The organism is Dyadobacter fermentans DSM 18053, assembly GCF_000023125.1.
In the GTDB taxonomy this organism is placed as follows: Bacteria; Bacteroidota; Bacteroidia; order Cytophagales; family Spirosomataceae; genus Dyadobacter; species Dyadobacter fermentans.
Genome location: NC_013037.1, coordinates 4175300 through 4193206 on the forward strand (window position 1 = coordinate 4175300; position 17907 = coordinate 4193206).

The 17907-nt window shown below is 50.3% G+C and carries 14 protein-coding genes and 1 riboswitch; of the genes, 8 read left to right on the plus strand and 6 right to left on the minus strand.

Translation table 11 applies throughout. The features are described from left to right. Positions 1-28: 28 nt before the first annotated feature. The 4 genes from DFER_RS16915 to rocD all read right to left on the minus strand — a co-directional run bounded on the left by DFER_RS16915 (position 29) and on the right by rocD (position 7522). Positions 29-3127 (minus strand): AAA family ATPase, encoded by a 3099-nt coding sequence (locus DFER_RS16915; protein ID WP_015812872.1) that lies wholly within the window; start codon positions 3125-3127, stop codon positions 29-31. A gap of 118 nt (positions 3128-3245) precedes the next feature. Next, entirely contained in the window at positions 3246-4760 is a 1515-nt protein-coding gene (locus tag DFER_RS16920; protein ID WP_015812873.1) for a GH3 auxin-responsive promoter family protein, read from the minus strand. A 111-nt stretch (positions 4761-4871) separates the two neighbouring features. After that, positions 4872-6263, minus strand: coding sequence for a S41 family peptidase (locus tag DFER_RS16925; RefSeq protein WP_015812874.1), 1392 nt, complete (start codon positions 6261-6263; stop codon positions 4872-4874). Further along, positions 6260-7522 carry an ornithine--oxo-acid transaminase gene (rocD, locus tag DFER_RS16930; protein WP_015812875.1) on the minus strand — a complete coding sequence of 421 codons (1263 nt, stop codon included), beginning with the start codon at positions 7520-7522 and terminating at the stop codon, positions 6260-6262. The genes DFER_RS16925 and rocD overlap by 4 nt, the downstream gene beginning before the upstream one ends. Positions 7523-7674: 152 nt before the next feature. Between rocD and DFER_RS16935 the strand changes: the two genes are divergently transcribed. The 5 genes from DFER_RS16935 to DFER_RS16955 all read left to right on the plus strand — a co-directional run bounded on the left by DFER_RS16935 (position 7675) and on the right by DFER_RS16955 (position 12454). Continuing rightward, a complete protein-coding gene (locus DFER_RS16935) occupies positions 7675-7902 on the plus strand; it encodes an addiction module protein (protein ID WP_015812876.1) in 228 nt (75 codons plus the stop codon). Between the two features lie 8 nt (positions 7903-7910). Then, on the plus strand, positions 7911-8213 hold the full coding sequence (locus tag DFER_RS30925) for a type II toxin-antitoxin system RelE/ParE family toxin (RefSeq protein ID WP_015812877.1): 303 nt from the start codon (positions 7911-7913) through the stop codon (positions 8211-8213). 44 nt (positions 8214-8257) lie between these two features. Beyond that, positions 8258-8352: riboswitch (TPP riboswitch) on the plus strand. A 70-nt stretch (positions 8353-8422) separates the two neighbouring features. Next, positions 8423-10870 carry a TonB-dependent receptor gene (locus DFER_RS16945; RefSeq protein WP_015812878.1) on the plus strand — a complete coding sequence of 816 codons (2448 nt, stop codon included), beginning with the start codon at positions 8423-8425 and terminating at the stop codon, positions 10868-10870. A gap of 28 nt (positions 10871-10898) precedes the next feature. Further along, on the plus strand, positions 10899-11927 hold the full coding sequence (hemE, locus tag DFER_RS16950; RefSeq protein ID WP_015812879.1) for a uroporphyrinogen decarboxylase: 1029 nt from the start codon (positions 10899-10901) through the stop codon (positions 11925-11927). 2 nt (positions 11928-11929) lie between these two features. Next, positions 11930-12454: a D-glycero-alpha-D-manno-heptose-1,7-bisphosphate 7-phosphatase gene (locus tag DFER_RS16955; protein ID WP_015812880.1), complete on the plus strand. Its 525-nt coding sequence runs from the start codon at positions 11930-11932 to the stop codon at positions 12452-12454. On the opposite strand, the gene DFER_RS30725 is transcribed toward DFER_RS16955, so the two are convergent. Both DFER_RS30725 and DFER_RS16960 read right to left on the minus strand, forming a co-directional pair. Beyond that, positions 12455-12583, minus strand: coding sequence for a hypothetical protein (locus DFER_RS30725; protein ID WP_262485284.1), 129 nt, complete (start codon positions 12581-12583; stop codon positions 12455-12457). Between the two features lie 111 nt (positions 12584-12694). Next, on the minus strand, positions 12695-14200 hold the full coding sequence (locus DFER_RS16960; protein ID WP_015812881.1) for a type III PLP-dependent enzyme domain-containing protein: 1506 nt from the start codon (positions 14198-14200) through the stop codon (positions 12695-12697). A 552-nt stretch (positions 14201-14752) separates the two neighbouring features. Between DFER_RS16960 and DFER_RS16965 the strand changes: the two genes are divergently transcribed. From DFER_RS16965 to DFER_RS16975, 3 genes are all read left to right on the plus strand, one after another. Further along, complete coding sequence (locus DFER_RS16965; protein WP_229206028.1) at positions 14753-15394, plus strand: TetR/AcrR family transcriptional regulator; 642 nt, start codon at positions 14753-14755, stop codon at positions 15392-15394. 64 nt (positions 15395-15458) lie between these two features. Continuing rightward, the gene (locus DFER_RS16970) at positions 15459-16730 is read left to right on the plus strand and encodes a TolC family protein (RefSeq protein ID WP_229206029.1); all 1272 of its coding nucleotides are present in this window, start codon (positions 15459-15461) and stop codon (positions 16728-16730) included. A 45-nt stretch (positions 16731-16775) separates the two neighbouring features. Then, complete coding sequence (locus DFER_RS16975) at positions 16776-17906, plus strand: efflux RND transporter periplasmic adaptor subunit (RefSeq protein ID WP_015812884.1); 1131 nt, start codon at positions 16776-16778, stop codon at positions 17904-17906. Position 17907 lies beyond the last annotated feature (1 nt).

Here is a 17907-nt window from a genome sequence, read left to right on the forward strand (position 1 = left end):
AGCCAAATATACATTTAATGTGCGATTCTCATTTCCAGCTCGGTACGATCCGGCTGCCTTCTTCGCTTTCGGTAATGCGCAGGTACGTCTGGATCTCCTGTTGCAGGTCCTCCACGTGACTGATGATCCCCACGATTCGGTTCTCCTTTCTCAGCGATTTGAGCGTTTCGAAAACGGTTTGCAATGCGTTTTTGTCCAGCGATCCAAAACCCTCGTCCAGGAAAAAGAAGTTGTGTTTCGACTCGTTTCTGACGTGAATATGGTCGGCCAGCGCCAGCGCGAGCGACAGTGCAGCCTGGAATTTCTGCCCGCCGGAAAGCGTTTTCAGCAGCCGCATGTGTCCGCCGTTGAGCAAGTCCCTGACCCAAAAGCTGTTACCTTCGCCAAGTTCGAGGTGCAGCTGCTGGTGGGTCATCTGATGGAAACGGTGGTTGGCGGCCTGGATGAGGTTTTGCAGATAAATGCTCGATGCATAATCCACAAAACCGCTGGACCGGAAGAGCTTCGCCAGATCGTCCAGATGTTCCTTCCTGAGCTGCAAACGGGCTTTTTCGGCAAGTAATGCCGCTTTTTTAGCCAGGTCCTCCGCCATTTGTTTCAGCCTGCCGCCAATATTGCCTTCCTCTTTCCGCTGCGCATTCAGGTTTTCGGTCAATGCAATTTTTAATGCGATAACTTCCTCGTGCCTGGCCGCGTCGTATTGTTCGCCGGCATGGTCTTCCAGCATGTTTTTCAGCTCGGCATTCGTCGTTTCCAATGCCAGTCTGAACTCGTCGATCGCCTGCCGTTCGGTTTCGATCCGGAGCGGCTTTTGCAATATTTCCGCCACCTGCGCCTCCGATTCGAATGCGTAGGCGGTCAGTTGTTCATCAATTTTTACCTGCACGGCCACCAGTTCGGCCCGGTTTCCTTCCAATGCGGTAAGCATTGCAGCCTGGCTGCCTGAAAGCGTATTCCGCTCTTTTTCCAGCGCGTCGGCCTGCTTTTCAGCGTCCGCGAATGCCGCCGAGAGCTGCGTGTAATCGGTTCTTAATGCATTGATTTTGAGTGAAATATCCGCCTTGTCGGCATTTGCGAAATCCGCCAGGCTCACCCTCGACAGCTGCTCCGAAAGCGTTTGTACGGTATTTTCAAATCTTAAGATCTCATCTTTCAACACTTGGAGCGGCTTTTCGATTTTCTCGGCTTTTTCGGTCAATGCAGCTTCTATTTGCGCCGTTAAACCTTTTAAAATCGTTTCTCCTGCCTTGATTTCGCCCTGCACGCGGCTGCTTTCCGCGAAACGTTTGTCGAAACCCTCGCGATCGGCTTTGTTGAATGCTGGCCACGCAAATCCTTCATCGTGGGCCTTTAATTTCGCCTGCGCGTCGGCATAGCGTTGTTTGATCGATGTTTTCTGTCTCTCAAGATTTTCGATCTGGTTAAAAACACGCTCGATCGGCGATTGCAGCTTCCTCAGCAACCGCTCTTTTTCGTCCAATGCATTCAACCGCTTCTCGATCGCCGCTGTTTCCGCGGACAATGCACCGTCGGCGATGAGCACCTCGGGATGATGCAGCGAGCCACAGAGCGGGCAGGGGGCTCCGTCTTCCAGGTTACCCGCATATCGATGCAAGGCAACGCGGGTATTGATATGCAACAACTGCCGGTTCAATTCCCTCCGGTCAGTTTCACAAGTCTCCAAATAACTAGTAATGCGCTTTTGAAAATTTTCCAACAGCATTTCACCATCAAACGGAATTCCGAATTCGCCGGTAATCTCCTGCAAGCGCTGCGTGAGGCCTTCCGTCAGCGTTTTGATCTCCGCCGCAAGCGTCTCCGCCTCTGTTTTGATCGACTGGCGATCCGCCATCAGATCGTCTGTTTTCACAAACCACGACTTCACCAGCCCCATTTCGAGCACGTCGCCCAGTCCGGCCTTGCGTTGTTCGTTTGCGGCTTCCAGCTCCTGCTTTTGTTGTTTTTGCAGCTCAATAGCGTTTTCCCGTTCCTTCAAATGCTCCTCACCCCGCTGTAATGCGTCTTTCCGTTTGATAACCGATTGTGAATGTTCGATAATGCGGATGACCTTTTCCAATTCCTCGGCGGTGGCGAGCAGTTCCTCGCGCTTTTCAAAGCGCGGTTTAAGCATTTGCAATGTCTCCTGCTGCTTTTCGAGTAAAGCGGCCAGTTCGGTCAGCTTCGCCTGGTTCGCGGATGAAATGCGTTCGTCGCGTGCGATGGCTGTCAGCAGGTTGTTTTTCTGGTCAAAAATCGATTTAAAATGCAGGGAACAGGTTTCAAAAGTCTTTAATGCCGCCTCGCGTTCCTGCATTGCCGCTCGTTGGGAATCCAGCGTAGCGAGCCGGTTTTGGAGCATTTGGGTCTTTTCGCCTGCGAGTTTGAGCTTTTGCAAATTACTTTCCAGCTCCGTCTGCACGTTCAGTTCGGCGCTAACCTGCTGAATTTGCAGCCTGATCTGCTCCAACCGCTGTTCGCTTTCGGCAAGCATTTCCTGCGTTACTTCGCCGAGGCCCATTAACTGGCCGTCCACATTGGACAATGCCAGGTTATTGCGGTTACTCAGCGAACCCACATTGCGGCTGAGGTCGTATTTTTCGAGCTGGAAAAGCTCTTTCATCATCCGCGTCCGCTCGGCGTCTTTCAGCTCGATGAATTCCTGGAAGCGGCCTTGCGGGATGATGATGGTCCGGCGGAAGTTGTCATAACTGAGGCCGATAATGCTTTCGGTCGATTCATTTTCCGCGAGCGGCACCCAGTCCTCTTCCTGCCATATGTAGCCCTTTCTTTCAAATGTCTTTACATCCTTGAAATTCTTGCTGTTCCGTTTTCCGCGCACGGTAAACCGGTAACGGTCCGCATTTTTGCCTGCAATGCATTCAAAATCGATCAGCAGATCGTCCGACCGCAGGTTCATCATGTTGTACGTCCGGTCGTCGCCCGATTTGTTGAGCCGCTCTGTATCGCCGTACAATGCAAATGTGATTGCTTCGAGAATGGACGATTTCCCGCTTCCCACCGAGCCGAAGATGCCAAACAGGGATGCGTCCGTCAATGGATCGAAATCAATTTCCTGCTCGGTCTGGTAAGAGTAAAGTCCTTTTATTTTTAAGCGCTTGGGAATCATAGGCGGCTATCGGCTGTCAGCTTTCGGCTTTCGGCCGTTGGTTTTCGGCTATCGAATACGGTTTTGGGTAAAATTATGGCTTGAAAAGTCCGACAGCCGATAGCCGACTGCCGAAGTACTACAAACTGGCCAGCAGATCATCCAGGTATTCGCGGGTATTGCTCAACCGCGGCACTTTGTTCTGGCCGCCCAGCTTGTGCTTCCTGCCCATCCAGGCGTAGAATGTGCCGGCCGGGGCAAAATGGACCTGCGGGCGGGTGAGCGCCATGTCTTTATAGCGTTTGGCATCATAATCCGAATTCACCTCGCGCAATGCATTGTCCAGCACCTGCACGAACGCCTCGCGGTCGGCCGGCTCCCTCGTGAATTCGATGATCCATTCGTGGCAGCCGCGCGAGCCGTCGCCCATGTACACGGGACCAGCTGTATAATTCGCTACCAATGCATCCGTTTGGTGCGCCGCTACCTTAATGGCGTGGTCGGCGTTTTCGACGATCACTTCTTCCCCGAATGCGTTGATAAAGTGCTTCGTACGCCCGCTTACCTTCACGCGGAAGGGGTAAACCGACGTAAATTTCACGGTATCGCCGATCAGATAGCGCCAGAGGCCGGCATTGGTCGAGATCACCATCGCGTAGTTTTTCCCAACTTCCACTTCATTCAGCAACAGCGCTTTCGGATGCTCTTTGCCCAGTTCTTCAATGGGTATGAATTCGTAAAAAATGCCGTAGTCGAGCATAAGCAGCATTTCACCGACCCGGTTGACATCGTCCTGAATCGCGAAAAAGCCTTCCGATGCACTGTATGTTTCGAGGTATAGCACCTGGTCGGAAGGGAAATACTTGGTCATGAACAGGTCACGGTAGGGCTCGAATGACACCGCGCCGTGCACGAAAACCTCAAAATCGGGCCATACTTCTAGCATATTCTTCTTGCCGGTGCGTTCGAGGATCTGGTCGAGCAGCACGATTGTCCAGGTAGGCACGCCGAGAATGCTCGTCACGTTCTCCTGCGAGCAAATCGAAGCCATTTTGTCCAGCTTGCTTTCCCAGTGGTCCATCAGGGCCACTTCCAGGGGCGGCGTGCGCATGAATTCCGCCCATGAAGGCAGGTTCTGCATAATTACCGCCGACACATCGCCGATCTGCGTGTAATCGTCAAAAGGATTGGCATGTAAAGTACCGCCGATGGATAGCCCCTTCCCGTCGAACACACGCGTGTCCGGCCGGTTGTTAATGAGCAGCGTCATCATGTCCTTGCCACCTTCGTAGTGGCATTCTTCGAGTGCTTCGGGGGAAACGGGCAGGAATTTGCTTCTTGCATTGGTGGTGCCCGACGATTTTGAAAACCATTCGATCTGCGACGGCCAGAGCACATTCGGTTCTCCCTTCAAAACCCGCTCAATGTACGGGTACAATTGCTCATAGGCCGAAACAGGCACCTGTTCCTGGAACTCCTGAACGGATTTGATCTGCGCGTAGTTGTAGCGGCTGCCCCATTCGGTGTAGCGGGCCGTTTCGATCAGTTCGGAAAATATACGCTGCTGGGTTTCAATTGGGTACTTCATAAACTGTTCGATCCGTTCGAAGCGCCGCTTCATAAACCAGACAGTCATATCGTTTACCAGCTTCATAAAGGTCAATTAGTTAGAAATACGCAAGTCTGTAAAAATAGCAATAAAAAATGGTGCGAGAACAGTTGTAAGCCGTTCTCGCACCATTCTTAAAAATTTATCGACCGGCCGCTATTTGTCGAAGAACATATTGCTGCCGCCCGCCTTGCGACTGATCGTTGACACCAGTTCGTTGGCCTCTTCTTCCTGCAATACGCGGGCGTTCCGGGCCTGCCGCACCACATGCGTGCCCGTTATCCGGAACAGCGCCTCGCCCAGCAGCGGATCGCGCGGATCGCCGTAAGGAAACAGGATATTGCCCTCGCTCACCTTCACATCCGGCTCGAAACCAACATGGTAATCCGATTTTTTGTCCTTATTCAATGATTTCGAAACGATGGGTTGCAGGCCAACTTTAATGCCTTTCTTTTCATCACTGATCGTCACCGAGCCTACATTCTTGCCGACTGTCCTGCCACCCACCAGCGTCACATTCATAAATGGCTTTAATCCGTTGATCACCAGCTCACTGGCAGAAGCCGAGCGCGACGATACCAGAAATACCAGCTCTTTCAGATTGCTGCCTACATTCTGCGCTTTGGCGGTAAACTTATCGTAGAAATACGATTCGCCGTATTTTTTCAGGTTCGTTTCGGTGACCTGCTTGTTGTATTCTTTGTAATAGAAAATGTCATTGGCCGAGACTTTGCCGATGAGGCTCGCCAGGTTCGTTGCTGAGCTCACATAACCACCCGGATTATAGCGAAAATCGACCACCAGCGCATTGATATTGCTGTTTTTAAATTCAGAAAAAATGCCGTCCAGTTTCTTGTCATAAGCCTGGTTATTCGCTTTGAATGGCTCCGGAATAAACTGATGGTAAACGACATAACCGATTTTATCGGCCCCGATGGTGTAAACGGTGTCAAAAAACACGGGATCTTCCTGCAATACTATGGGCGTTACTTCTCTGACGGTGGCGGTCTCTTTCAAGGTGCCGTCCTTGATGTCCGCGAGGGTGTAGGAAGTTTTGTTTTCCGTGTTTAACAGCTTCGAATAATTGGCGTCCGTCAGTTTCTGGCCGTTGGCACTGCTGAACACGTCGCCCCGCACGAGGCCCGCCTGCGCGGCCGGAGAGCCGGGAATCACATATAGTACGACGCCTACCACATTACTGGTATTGGCCGGAAAATACACCAGCTTGTACTCCATCCCACTCGTTTTCGATTCGCCTCCGAGCGATGCTTCGAGTTCTTTCGCGCTTTCCTGCATCCATGAGAACCGGTCGCCGTCCGGGCGGGCCGTTGCGTCATATTTATAGAGCAGGGAGTTGAAAAAATCGCCGGGCGTTTTGTTGTAGTCGGGCGATGCGGTGATCTGGTCCGTCCAGTAGTACCAATATTTCATGTTGGCATAAATCCACTGGTTGGTTTCTGTTTCGTTCTTGGGCTCTGCATTTTTCTCTTTACACGAAAAAGCAAATGCGACCAGCAAAATGACAGGCAGGAAAATTCTTCTTTTCATAAATCTCCATTCATTTCTAAAAACACCTCTTCAATGATCCGGCAGGCATGGTCCATTTGCGCCTCATCGATCACCAACGGCGGCGCGAAGCGGATTTTATTGCCATGTGTAGGCTTGCACAACAATCCTTTTTCCATCATTTTGTAGCAAAGGTCCATTGCTGTGCTGCTTTCCTCGGTGTCGTCGATCACGATCGCATTGAGCAGCCCCTTCCCTCTAACGCTTTCGATGAGAGAACATTGCTTTTGAAGATCCTGCATTCTGTGCCGGAAGATCCGGCCCATTTGTTCGGCATTTTCGGCCAGGTTTTCGTCCTGCACCACCTGCAAGGCAGCAATCGTCACCGCGCACGCCAGCGGGTTTCCGCCGTAGGTAGAACCGTGCTCGCCCGGAGCGATCGTGAGCATCACCTCGTCGTCGGCAAGCGCAGCCGAAACGGGCATGGTACCGCCCGACAATGCTTTTCCGAGTACGAGAATATCGGGTTTCACGCCCTCCCAGTCGCACGCCAGGCGCTTGCCCGTGCGCCCGATGCCGGTTTGCACCTCGTCGGCGATAAAAAGGACATTGTATTTTGTACACAACTCCCGCACGCCTTTCAGGTAACCCGCGTCCGGCACCACCACGCCCGCTTCACCCTGAATGGGCTCTACCATAAAACCGGCGATATTCGGATCGCTTTTCAGCAGGTTTTCGAGTGCGCCGAGGTCGTTGTAGGGAATGATCTCGTAGCCGGGCAGGAAGGGGCCGTAGTCGTTGGTGGAAGAAGGATCTGTGGACGAAGAAATCGCCGCCAGTGTCCTACCCCAGAAATTACCGGCCGCGTACACTGTCTTGGCCTTTCCGGGTTCGATACCCTTTACTTTATACGCCCATTTGCGGGTCAGTTTCAATGCCGTTTCACCGCCTTCCACGCCGGAATTCATCATCAGCACCTTATCGTACCCGAAATATTCGCACAGGAACTTCTCGGATTCGCCTAAGCGGTCGTTGTAAAATGCCCGCGAAGTGAGCGTCAGCTTCTGTGCCTGTTGGATCATCGCATTCACGATTTTCGGATGGCAATGCCCCTGGCTCACCGCACTATACGCCGAGAGAAAGTCGAAATACTGCTTCCCTTCCACATCCCACAAAAAAACTCCTTCCCCCCGCTCGATCACTACCGGCATCGGTTTGTAGTTATGCGCACCGTAGCGGTATTCGAGGTCTATGGCGTGTTGGGAGGGGCTGATATCGGTTGTGTCTGTATAGTCAGGCATATTTTGGAAAAATCTTGATGGAGATATTAGTAATAAGATAAGTAAAATTAAGGAAAACCGATAGAAAATCGGGCGCACAACGGATTTAAAGGCTTGACCAACTTTCGTTATCTTTGTTCAAAGCAAGAAGCGACATTATCAAGCTAGCAATTATGAAACTCCAATATTTACCTGAGCGCAGTGGCTTTACCAAAAGCCTGTTCATCCCAATGTCGGAATGGAACGCTCTAAACACACAGTCGGCAAAGGCCGGGAGCGGAGACTTGCCGGAATGGCAAAAACGATTGTTAGATGAAAGAATCGAAGCATACGAAAATGGCCTGGAAGACATATTCGATTCTGAGGAAGTATTTAAAGACATCGAAAAGGACTTGTATTAATAATTTTAATGCACAAAACGGTATTCCTGAGTCGTGCCAGGAAGGATCTTCGGGACACTGCAACTTGGTATGACGAGCAGCAACCGGGCCTGGGCAGGCGATTCACACACGCTATCAGAAATAAGCTAGTCTTGATTAGTGAAAACCCCTATCTATACGCGGTTCGTTACAAAAAAACACGAACGGCATTGGTTTGGCGCTTCCCGTTCATGATTCATTTTCGTATTGACGAGCGGCAAAAAATTGCCGTCGTAATTGGGATCTGGCATACAAGCCAAGACCCTTTGAAAATTCAGGCACGCAAACAATAAATCTTTTCGCTTGAAACATCCCGCCTCAACCCTTAATTTTGCAACATAATCTCAAGGGGTGCCCTACCGAACGGGCTGAGATCATACCCATTTAACCTGATCCGGGTAATGCCGGCGTAGGGAGAGAAAGCCGGAACCGGCTGTTTTCTGTTAACATTTTATCGGACTTTAAGATAGGTGGCCCCTGCCTGTTGTAATTGTATATCGCAATGCGAAAAATTACTACCTATCTGCTGGCGCTGCTGCTGAGCGCCACTTCACTCCTCTCTTTTGCCCAAAAAAGCGTTTCAGGCCGTGTTACCGATGCCGAAGACGGCAAACCACTGCCCGGCGCGACCATTAAGGCCGGCGAGATCCGCGGCACCAGCACCGACAAGGACGGCCGTTTTACATTAAAAAACATCTCCGAAAATATCGACGCTCTCGACATTTCCTATATCGGCTACCAAACTTCCAAAGTGGCGCTGGGCGCATCGAACGAATTGGAAATTAAGCTCAATAAAAGCACCTACCAGGCCGACGAAGTGATTATTAACGCCACCCGCGTGAATGACAAAACCGGGATGGCTTACACCAACGTAACCGCCGCGCAGATCGACAAGCAAAACCTTGGGCAGGACCTTCCGGTGCTGCTCAACTTCTCACCCTCGCTGGTGAGCACGAGCGACGCAGGCGCGGGCGTGGGCTACTCGGGCATACGCATACGAGGCTCCGACGCAACGCGCATTAATGTGACCGTGAATGGCATTCCTTACAATGACGCCGAAAGCCAGGGCGTGTTCTGGGTGAATATGCCCGATTTTGCATCGTCGGTGAGCAGCATCCAGATCCAGCGCGGCGTGGGAACTTCCACCAACGGCGCCGGGGCATTCGGGGCGTCGGTGAATATCAATACCAATGCATTCCGCGAAACGGCTTACGCGGAGTTGAATAATTCTTTCGGCTCTTTCAATACCTTTAAAAATACACTGAAAGTCGGCTCCGGGCTGATCAAGGACAAGTTTACATTCGATGCACGACTGTCGCGGGTTTCTTCGGACGGTTTCGTGGACCGGGCATCTTCGGAATTGCATTCGTACTACCTTTCCGGCGGGTATTTTGGTAAAAAGAGCTTTGTAAGGGTGAATGTGTTTTCAGGCAAAGAGCGCACCTACCAGTCGTGGAACGGCGTGCCGGAGGCTAAGCTGCGCGGGAATCGGGAAGGGATACTGGCATATATAGACAGGAATGGTTTGGGTGAAAAAGATGCACAAAACCTGCTCAATGCCGATAACCGCACTTACAATTCCTATACTTATAAAAACGAAGTCGATAACTACCGCCAGGATCATTACCAGGTAGTTTCTTCCCATAATCTGAGTAACAAGCTGACCTTCAATTTGAATGCATTCCTCGTGCGCGGCCTGGGCTATTACGAACAATACCGCGCCGGGGACGATTACAGCAGTTACAATCTCCCGAATGTTGTTATCGGCCAGGACACACTCACCAGCACCGATCTGATTCGTCGCCGCTGGCTGGATAATTACTTTTACGGAAGCACATTTTCATTTGATTACAATAGTTTTAAAAAGATCACCGCCAGCTTCGGCGGCGGCTGGAACCAGTACGACGGCGACCATTATGGCCGGATTATCTGGGCACGTAATGCCGGGAACATCGAAAACGAGCACCAGTATTACTTCAACACCGGCAAAAAGAAGGATTTTAACCTTTATGGAAAGGTCTATTACGCATTTACAGACCAGCTCACCGCATTCGCCGACCTGCAATTCCGCCGCGTAAGCCACGCCATTCACGGAATCGACAATAACCTGGTGAACCTGGCATTTGATCAATCGTATTCATTTTTTAATCCGAAGGCTGGCCTTACTTACCAATTGGCTGAGCAAAGCTCGGTGTACGCCTCATACAGCGTTGGCAACCGCGAGCCTAACCGCGACGATTTCACGAATTCCACAGCCCTTCTTTTCCCCAAAAGCGAACGTTTGCAAAATGTGGAAGCCGGTTTCCGCACCCAGCAGGGCAAATGGGCATTTGCGGCCAACTATTATCTGATGAGCTACAAAAACCAGCTCGTACTCACCGGCCAGATCAACGACGTGGGCGGCTCTGTGCGCGTGAACGTGCCAAAAAGCTACCGGACCGGCATCGAGCTGGAAGGAGCGGTGGTTTTCAATAACCATTTGAAATGGAATGCGAATGCGACATTCAGCCAGAACAAAATCAAAAACTTCACCGAATACATTGTGGATTATGACAACGGCGGATACCAAACCGTCGATCACGGGAAGTCGGATATTTCCTTTTCTCCGAATGTGATTGTAGGAAGTCAATTCACTTACTCATTGCGCAAAAACCTCGAACTGGCCTTGCTGACAAAATACGTAGGCAAGCAATATCTCGACAACACCTCCACCGAAACCCGCAAACTGGACGCCTACCTGACGAACGACATCCGCCTTTCCTGGACCATCAGACCAAGCTGGGCGAATGAAATTGCATTCAATTTGCTGGTGAACAATGTCCTGGACGAGAAATACGAATCGAATGGCTACACCTACGGTTACATCGCCGGCGGCGCGCTCACGCAAGAGAATTTCTACTTCCCGCAAGCCGGCAGGAATTTCCTGGTTGGGGTGAATTTCAGGTTTTGATTAACCACTTTCTCCCTACCTTTGCCGCATGAATCTGAAAAATGACCTTTTGCTTCGGGCGGCGCGGGGAGAGAAGACCGAACGCACGCCTGTTTGGATGATGCGCCAGGCCGGTCGCATCCTTGCTGAATACCGGGCCGTTCGCGAGAAGGCCGGAAGTTTTATCAAATTGGCTACCACACCTGAAATGGCAGCAGAAGTGACCCTGCAACCCGTAGATTTGCTGGGCGTGGATGCTGCCATTATATTTTCCGACATCCTGGTGATCCCCGAAGCCATGGGACTGCCTTACGAGATGATCGAACAACGCGGACCTGTTTTCCCGAGCACCGTACATTCATTGGCCGATCTCCAAAAACTGCATATAGCCGAGCCGGAAACGGATCTCAAATATGTGCTGGATGCCATTAAAATTACAAAAGAAGGCCTCGCAGGCCGCGTGCCGCTCATCGGTTTTGCTGGCGCGCCGTTCACGATTTTCTGTTACATGACGGAAGGCAAAGGCTCCAAAACTTTTTCGGTAGCAAAAAAGCATTTGTACGCCGAACCTGAATTTTCGCATACATTATTACAACAAATCACCGACAGCACGATCGCTTACCTGAAAGCGCAGATCGCCGCCGGTGCGGATATTGTCCAGCTTTTCGATTCCTGGGCGGGCATTCTCTCGCCGGAGCAATATCGCGTTTTCTCGCTGCCTTATATCAAACAGATCTGCGACGCGATTACCGAAGTGCCGGTGACTGTTTTTGCCAAAGGCGCATTCTTTGCCAGGAAGGAAATCGGGGAGCTGAGCTGCTCGGTGGTAGGCCTCGACTGGAATATGGACATTTCCGAATCCCGCGCGCTGGTTCCCAACAAAACTTTGCAGGGCAACCTCGATCCGTGCGTGCTTTACGCTTCTTACGATCAGATCCGGAAGGAAGTGAAGAATATGGTCGATCAGTTTGGGACGCAGCGCTACATTGCCAACCTCGGCCACGGCGTATACCCCGACACCGATCCCGACAAGGTAAGGTGCTTCATCGAGGCAGTGAAAGAGTATTCTTCCCTTTAAATATGACTTTGCATCAGAATAAATGCGTATTCCTCGACCGCGACGGAGTGCTGAACGAAGATTGCCCGGACTATTTGTACAAACTGGAAGAGCTGGTCATCCCTGACGGCGTTGCGGAAGCGTTGAAAACGCTGAAAGAAGCTGGTTATCTGCTGATTGTGATCACCAACCAGGCGGGCATTGCGAAGGGATTGTACACGGCTGACAATGTGTACGCGATCCACGAAGCCATGCAGAAAGTCTCTGATAGTGCGCTGGATGACATATATTTCTCGCCTTATCACCCCGCCTATTCCGGCAATTCGTTGTCTCGGAAGCCGGGCTCGTTGCTGATTGAAAAGGCAATGGCCAAATATGATATCGATCCCGCGCAATCATGGATGATCGGTGACCGGGACAGGGATATGGAGGCAGGAAAGAATGTGGGTTTGAAAACGGTACATATCATCCCGAATGCAGAAGAGTCCACGGGAGATTATGCCGCTGTGAATTTGCTGGAAGCCGCCAGGCTGATTTTGAAGCAGTAATTAAGCTTTTACTACCGGCGCAGGCTGCGTTTTCTGAACAGAGCCGTAAGCAGGGCAGGCGTGTTTGGTGCAGGATGATGCCACCGCCAATGTTCCGCAAACAGCTACGAGAAGTAAGATCTTTTTCATTTTCCAGTTCGTATAAGATTTTGTCACTACAAAAATATAAAATTAAGTTCTTTGAACGAGCGTTTTAGTCTGACTAATAACGAACTCATTCAAAGAACTTTATATACGGTATCAGATTTTTGTTTCTGCCAGTTCCTCTTCCGGCTCGGCCTTTTTATCGTCGGCCTTAGGCTTGCCATCGATTCCAATGCGTTCTTCCACGCGGTCCTGCGGGCCGAAAGGTTCTTCTTTGAAACCCAGAATCTTCAACATCGAATCGCTGTTTTGCTCTGCCGCAAATACGCGGGTCGTCAACCGGCCCTCATCGTCGCGGTCGATCAGCACGTGCTTCGGCGCGGGGATCAGGCAATGCTGAATGCCGCCGTAACCGCCGAGCGATTCCTGGTAGGCGCCCGTATGGAAGAAGCCAATGTACTGAGGCTCGTTATCTTCGAAAATCGGCATGTACAGATCCGCGCTGTGCATTTCACTGTTGTAGAAATCCTGCGAGTCACACGTTAATCCGCCGAGATTGACCTTTTGATAAGGGTTATCCCAGTTATTGATCGGCAGCATAATGTACTTCTGGTTCATACCCCACGAGTCGGGCAGCTGCGTGATGAACGAGCCGTTGATCATGTACCAGAGCTCTTTGTCGTTTTGCAGCTTTTTATCGATGATTTCATAAATCACCGCGCCGCTTTCGCCGACGGTATAGCTTCCGAATTCCGTGAAAATATGCGGAACCGGGACATTGTTTTTATTGCAAATCCACTGGATATTCTCGATGATCTCGTCGATCATCTGCTGGTAATCGTAGCCCGATTGCAGCGAAGTCTGGATCGGAAGGCCTCCGCCGATGTCGATCGAATCGAGATCCGGGCAAATTTTCTTCATTTCGCAGTATTTGAACATGAAGCGGGTCAATTCACTCCAATAGTAAGCGCTGTCCTTGATGCCCGTGTTAATGAAAAAGTGCAGCATTTTGAGCTTGAAACGAGGGTTCGGCTCGATCTTCTCCTTATACAGCTGCTGTACATCATTATAACGGATACCCAAACGCGAGGTATAGAATGCAAAATTCGGCTCCTCGTCCGTCGCGATGCGCATCCCGAAATGCACCGAATCCGCGGTTACCTGCTGCTCGTAAGATTCAATTTCTTTCAGATTGTCCAGAATCGGCACCACATTGAAACCCTCGTTGATCAGCTCGCTCAGGTACTGCGTGTAGCGCGGCAGCTTGTAGCCGTTCGCGAGGATGTAAGTGCTTTTGTTGACCTTGCCACGGCGGTAAAGCTCCCGGATAATGGGAATATCGAACGCAGACGACGTTTCAATATGGATATTATGCTTCAAGGCCTCTTCCAGCACAAAGCTGAAATGCGACGATTTCGTGCAATAGCAATAGGTATAAGTGCCTTTGTAGTTATGTCTCTTGAAGGCATTCCGGAAAAACATGTTGGCATTCTCAATGTGCTCTCCGATCTTGGGCAGATAATTGATCTTTAACGGCGTACCATGTTCCTTGATGATATCCATCAGAGGTACATTGTTGAACAGCAACTCATTATTATCTACGTTGAACTCCATAGTGGGAAACTCGAACGTCTGCTGAATCAGGTCAATGTAGCTTTTCATTGATTTGTTTGTCGCGATGGCAATTAGTGAATTGGGTGTTGAAAAATAGGAACGAAAACGATCCGAAAATTGCTCAGAATATACATCATTTCCAAACACGGATCACCGGCAAATCATTCCCATCGGAAAGCAATTTATCTCTCTATTTGCCAAGTTCATACCAGAAAATCCCCGCTTAATAATTTTTTAATTGACCAACCGGTTGACTAACCGCTATTTTCAGGCCGTAATTCTGAATCCGCCCGTGAGGCGAAAGCAATGGACCGTGCGGTTGGCAATCAGTATCGAGACTAATTATTCTTAATATAATCCTATTCAAGATCTATTCATTTCTCAACAGCTAAAAACCACTTCATATGAATCTTCTTCCAAACGCAGCGCTGGTTAAACGTCCTAAAAACGTCAAAATCTGCTAATAACCAGCGTTTTCAGGCACTGATAAACGATTTTTGTGCCCTCTTTCCCGACAATGGACTACTAAGGCGTGGAAAACTTTAAACATTCTCAAAGTTTTCTTGGTTTTTGTCATTCGAAAATTTCAACTTTGCCGCTGTGAAAGAGCGTATTATCAAATCGGCACTGAACCTTTTTTGGCGCTACGGCATCCGCAGCGTCACGATGGACGACATTGCCCGTGACCTGGGAATTTCGAAGCGTACCATTTATCAGCATTACTCCGACAAGGAAGCCATTCTCGCATTAGTGATCCAGGAAGAAATCCGCGATCAGAAATGTGAACTGCAAAAGCTGGAAGCGCTCGCCGAAAACCCGATCGAGGAAGCGATGTACGCCACGGTGCAAATGCAGGAGACGCTCGCCGACATGAACCCGACGCTGCTGTACGATCTGAAAAAATATTATCCCAATGCATGGGAGCTTTTTCAGAACTACAAGCAAGAGTACATCATCCGGAACATCCGCGACAATCTGCTGAAAGGCATCGAAATGGGCTTGTACCGGCCTGATATTGACACCGATGTGCTCTCGCTACTGCGTGTGGAGCAGATTGTGCTCGCTTTCGATCCGACCGTTTACCCTGTCAAACGATTCAACATGATGCACGTGCAAACGCAATTCCTGAATCATTTTTTAAGGGGGATACTTTCGGAAAAAGGATTTGAATACTACAACACCATAAAAGATAAACCAGCAACTGAACTTAATATCCATGAAAAATGCCAGAACAATACGTAGCACTTTGATGCTGCTCGCGGCACTGATAAGTTTTGTCCCACTACATGCACAAACCGGCTACTCGTTGAAAGAAGCCGTTGATTACGCGATCAAGCACAATCTGAATGTCAAGAATGCACAGCTCGATGCCGTTTCCGCGGAAGCCCGCATTGGTGAGATCCGCGCGACGGGCTTACCGCAGCTCTCGGCCACTGCTACGTTGACGAACAACATCATTATCCCGAGGTTCTTCCTTCCGGGCGGTAGTCTCGATCCATCGGTGCCGCCGGATGCACCACCGGCGGCACTTGAATTCGGTATCCCCTGGCAGGGAGCGGCTTCTGCGAATTTGAACCAGTTGATTTTCAACGGGTCCTATTTTATTGGTTTGAAAGCGGCCGCAACTTACCGGGAGCTTGCGCAAAAGACCACCACTTCATCGAAAGTGTCGGTGGCAGAGGCTGTTACCAAAGCATATTACTCTGCCCAGGTGGCCGAAGAGCGTGCAAAATTACTGGATCTCAATATCGCACGCGTGGATTCGTCAATGCGCGAGACGAAGGCAATGAACGCAAGCGGATTTGTAGAGCTGCTTGATGTGAACCGTCTGGAAGTGCAAATCAACAACCTGCAAACCGAGCGCCAGAAGGTACAAAATCTCATCGAGCTGAGCTACGCATTGCTTCGTTTTCAAATGGGAATGGCTGCCAACGAGCCTATTAAGCTTACCGATGACATCAATGCAGTGGACGTGGACGCTTTGCAAGCCGCATCGGCCGGTTCGGAAGTCAGCTACGAAAGCCGCATCGAATATTCGTTGTTGAACACGCAGGAAAAACTCGCCGGCCTCGATCTTCGGAATGTGCGGAGCGGTTATTTGCCGAGCGTATCTGCGTCGCTGGGTTATGGATACAACGCGGGTGCCGACAAATTTTCGCAGTTGTTTACCAACCAATGGTTCAATAATATGGTGTTAGCCGTGAACCTCAACATCCCGATCTTCGACGGTTTCCAGAAGAAATACCAGATCAACCAGAAGAAGATCGCGATTGATAAGGTAAAAAACAGCCAGAATTTGCTGAAACAATCCATCGATCTGGAAAACAACCAGGCGGCGATCAATATCAAAAATGCATTTGCCACACTGGAAACGCAGAAACGGAACCTCACGCTCGCCGAAGAGATTGTGCGCGTTTCGAAAATCAAATACAAGGAAGGCGTAGGCTCGAACATCGAGGTGATCAATGCCGAATCCTCTTTGAAAGAAGCGCAAACGAATTACTTCACCGCATTGTACGACCTGATGATCGCGAAAGTTGACCTCAGCAAAGCCAAAGGCGAGCTTTATTCCGAATAATACCATTAACACTTACAAAATTTGAAACAGCTACTTACCAATACCATGAAAAGCAATATTCTGATTATAACCGCTATTGCCACCATTCTGGCCTCGTGCTCCGCCAAGAAAGAAGGTTTGGAAGGCAAAAAACAAGAGCTCGCCGAGCTGAAAGCCCAGCAGGTCGAGAATGAGAAAAAAATTAAGGCGCTCGAAATCGAAATAGGCAAACTGGACCCGAAGAAAGCGACGGAAGCCAAAGTGAAGCCCGTGTCGATCGATACGCTGAATGCAGAGACATTCAAGCATTACGTGGAGCTGCAAGGCACCGTGGACGCGAAAAACAATGTGATGGTTACGCCCAAGACAGGCGGTGCTATCGTGGCGATGTACGTGAAAGAAGGCGACGCCGTGAAAGCGGGAACCGTGATCGGGAAGATCGACAACAGCATTCTGGTGGAATCCATCGAAGAGCTGAAAACGTCGCTGAGCCTTGCCAATACCCTTTTCGAGAAGCAGAAAAACCTCTGGGACCAGAAGATCGGAACGGAACTGCAATACCTGCAAGCCAAAAACAACAAGGAATCGCTTGAAAAGAAACTCGCGACCCTGAATACGCAGCTCGCACAAACCAACATCGTGTCGCCCATGGCCGGCGTGGTGGATATGGTGAACGTGAAAGTGGGCGAAATGGCTTCTCCGGGCGTTGGCGTGGTTCGCGTGGTGAACCTGGGCAACCTGAAAGTGTCGGCCAAAGTGTCGGACGTTTATGCGGCCAGCGTGAAAAGGGGCGACGAAGTAATCATCAAGTTTCCTGATTTGAAAAAGGAATACAAGGCACGGCTCACCTTTGTGAGTACCGCCGTGGACCCATTGTCGAGAACATTCACGATCGAGGCTAACCTGCCTTCCGACCGCGACATCAAGCCTAACATGATGGCGCAGGTGCAGATCAACGATGCTACGAGCAAAAATGCACTGGCGATTGACCAAAACTACGTTCAGAGCACGGAGAAAGGGAATGTGGTGTACGTAGCCGTAACCGAAGGCAACAAGAAAGTAGCCAAGGCGAAAGAAGTGAAAACCGGCCTGAGCTACAATGGCAAGGTGGAAATTCTTTCGGGATTGTCGGCAGGCGACGCGCTGATCACGCTGGGCTACCAGGAAGTGTCAGACGGCCAGCCGATTAGCTACTAAT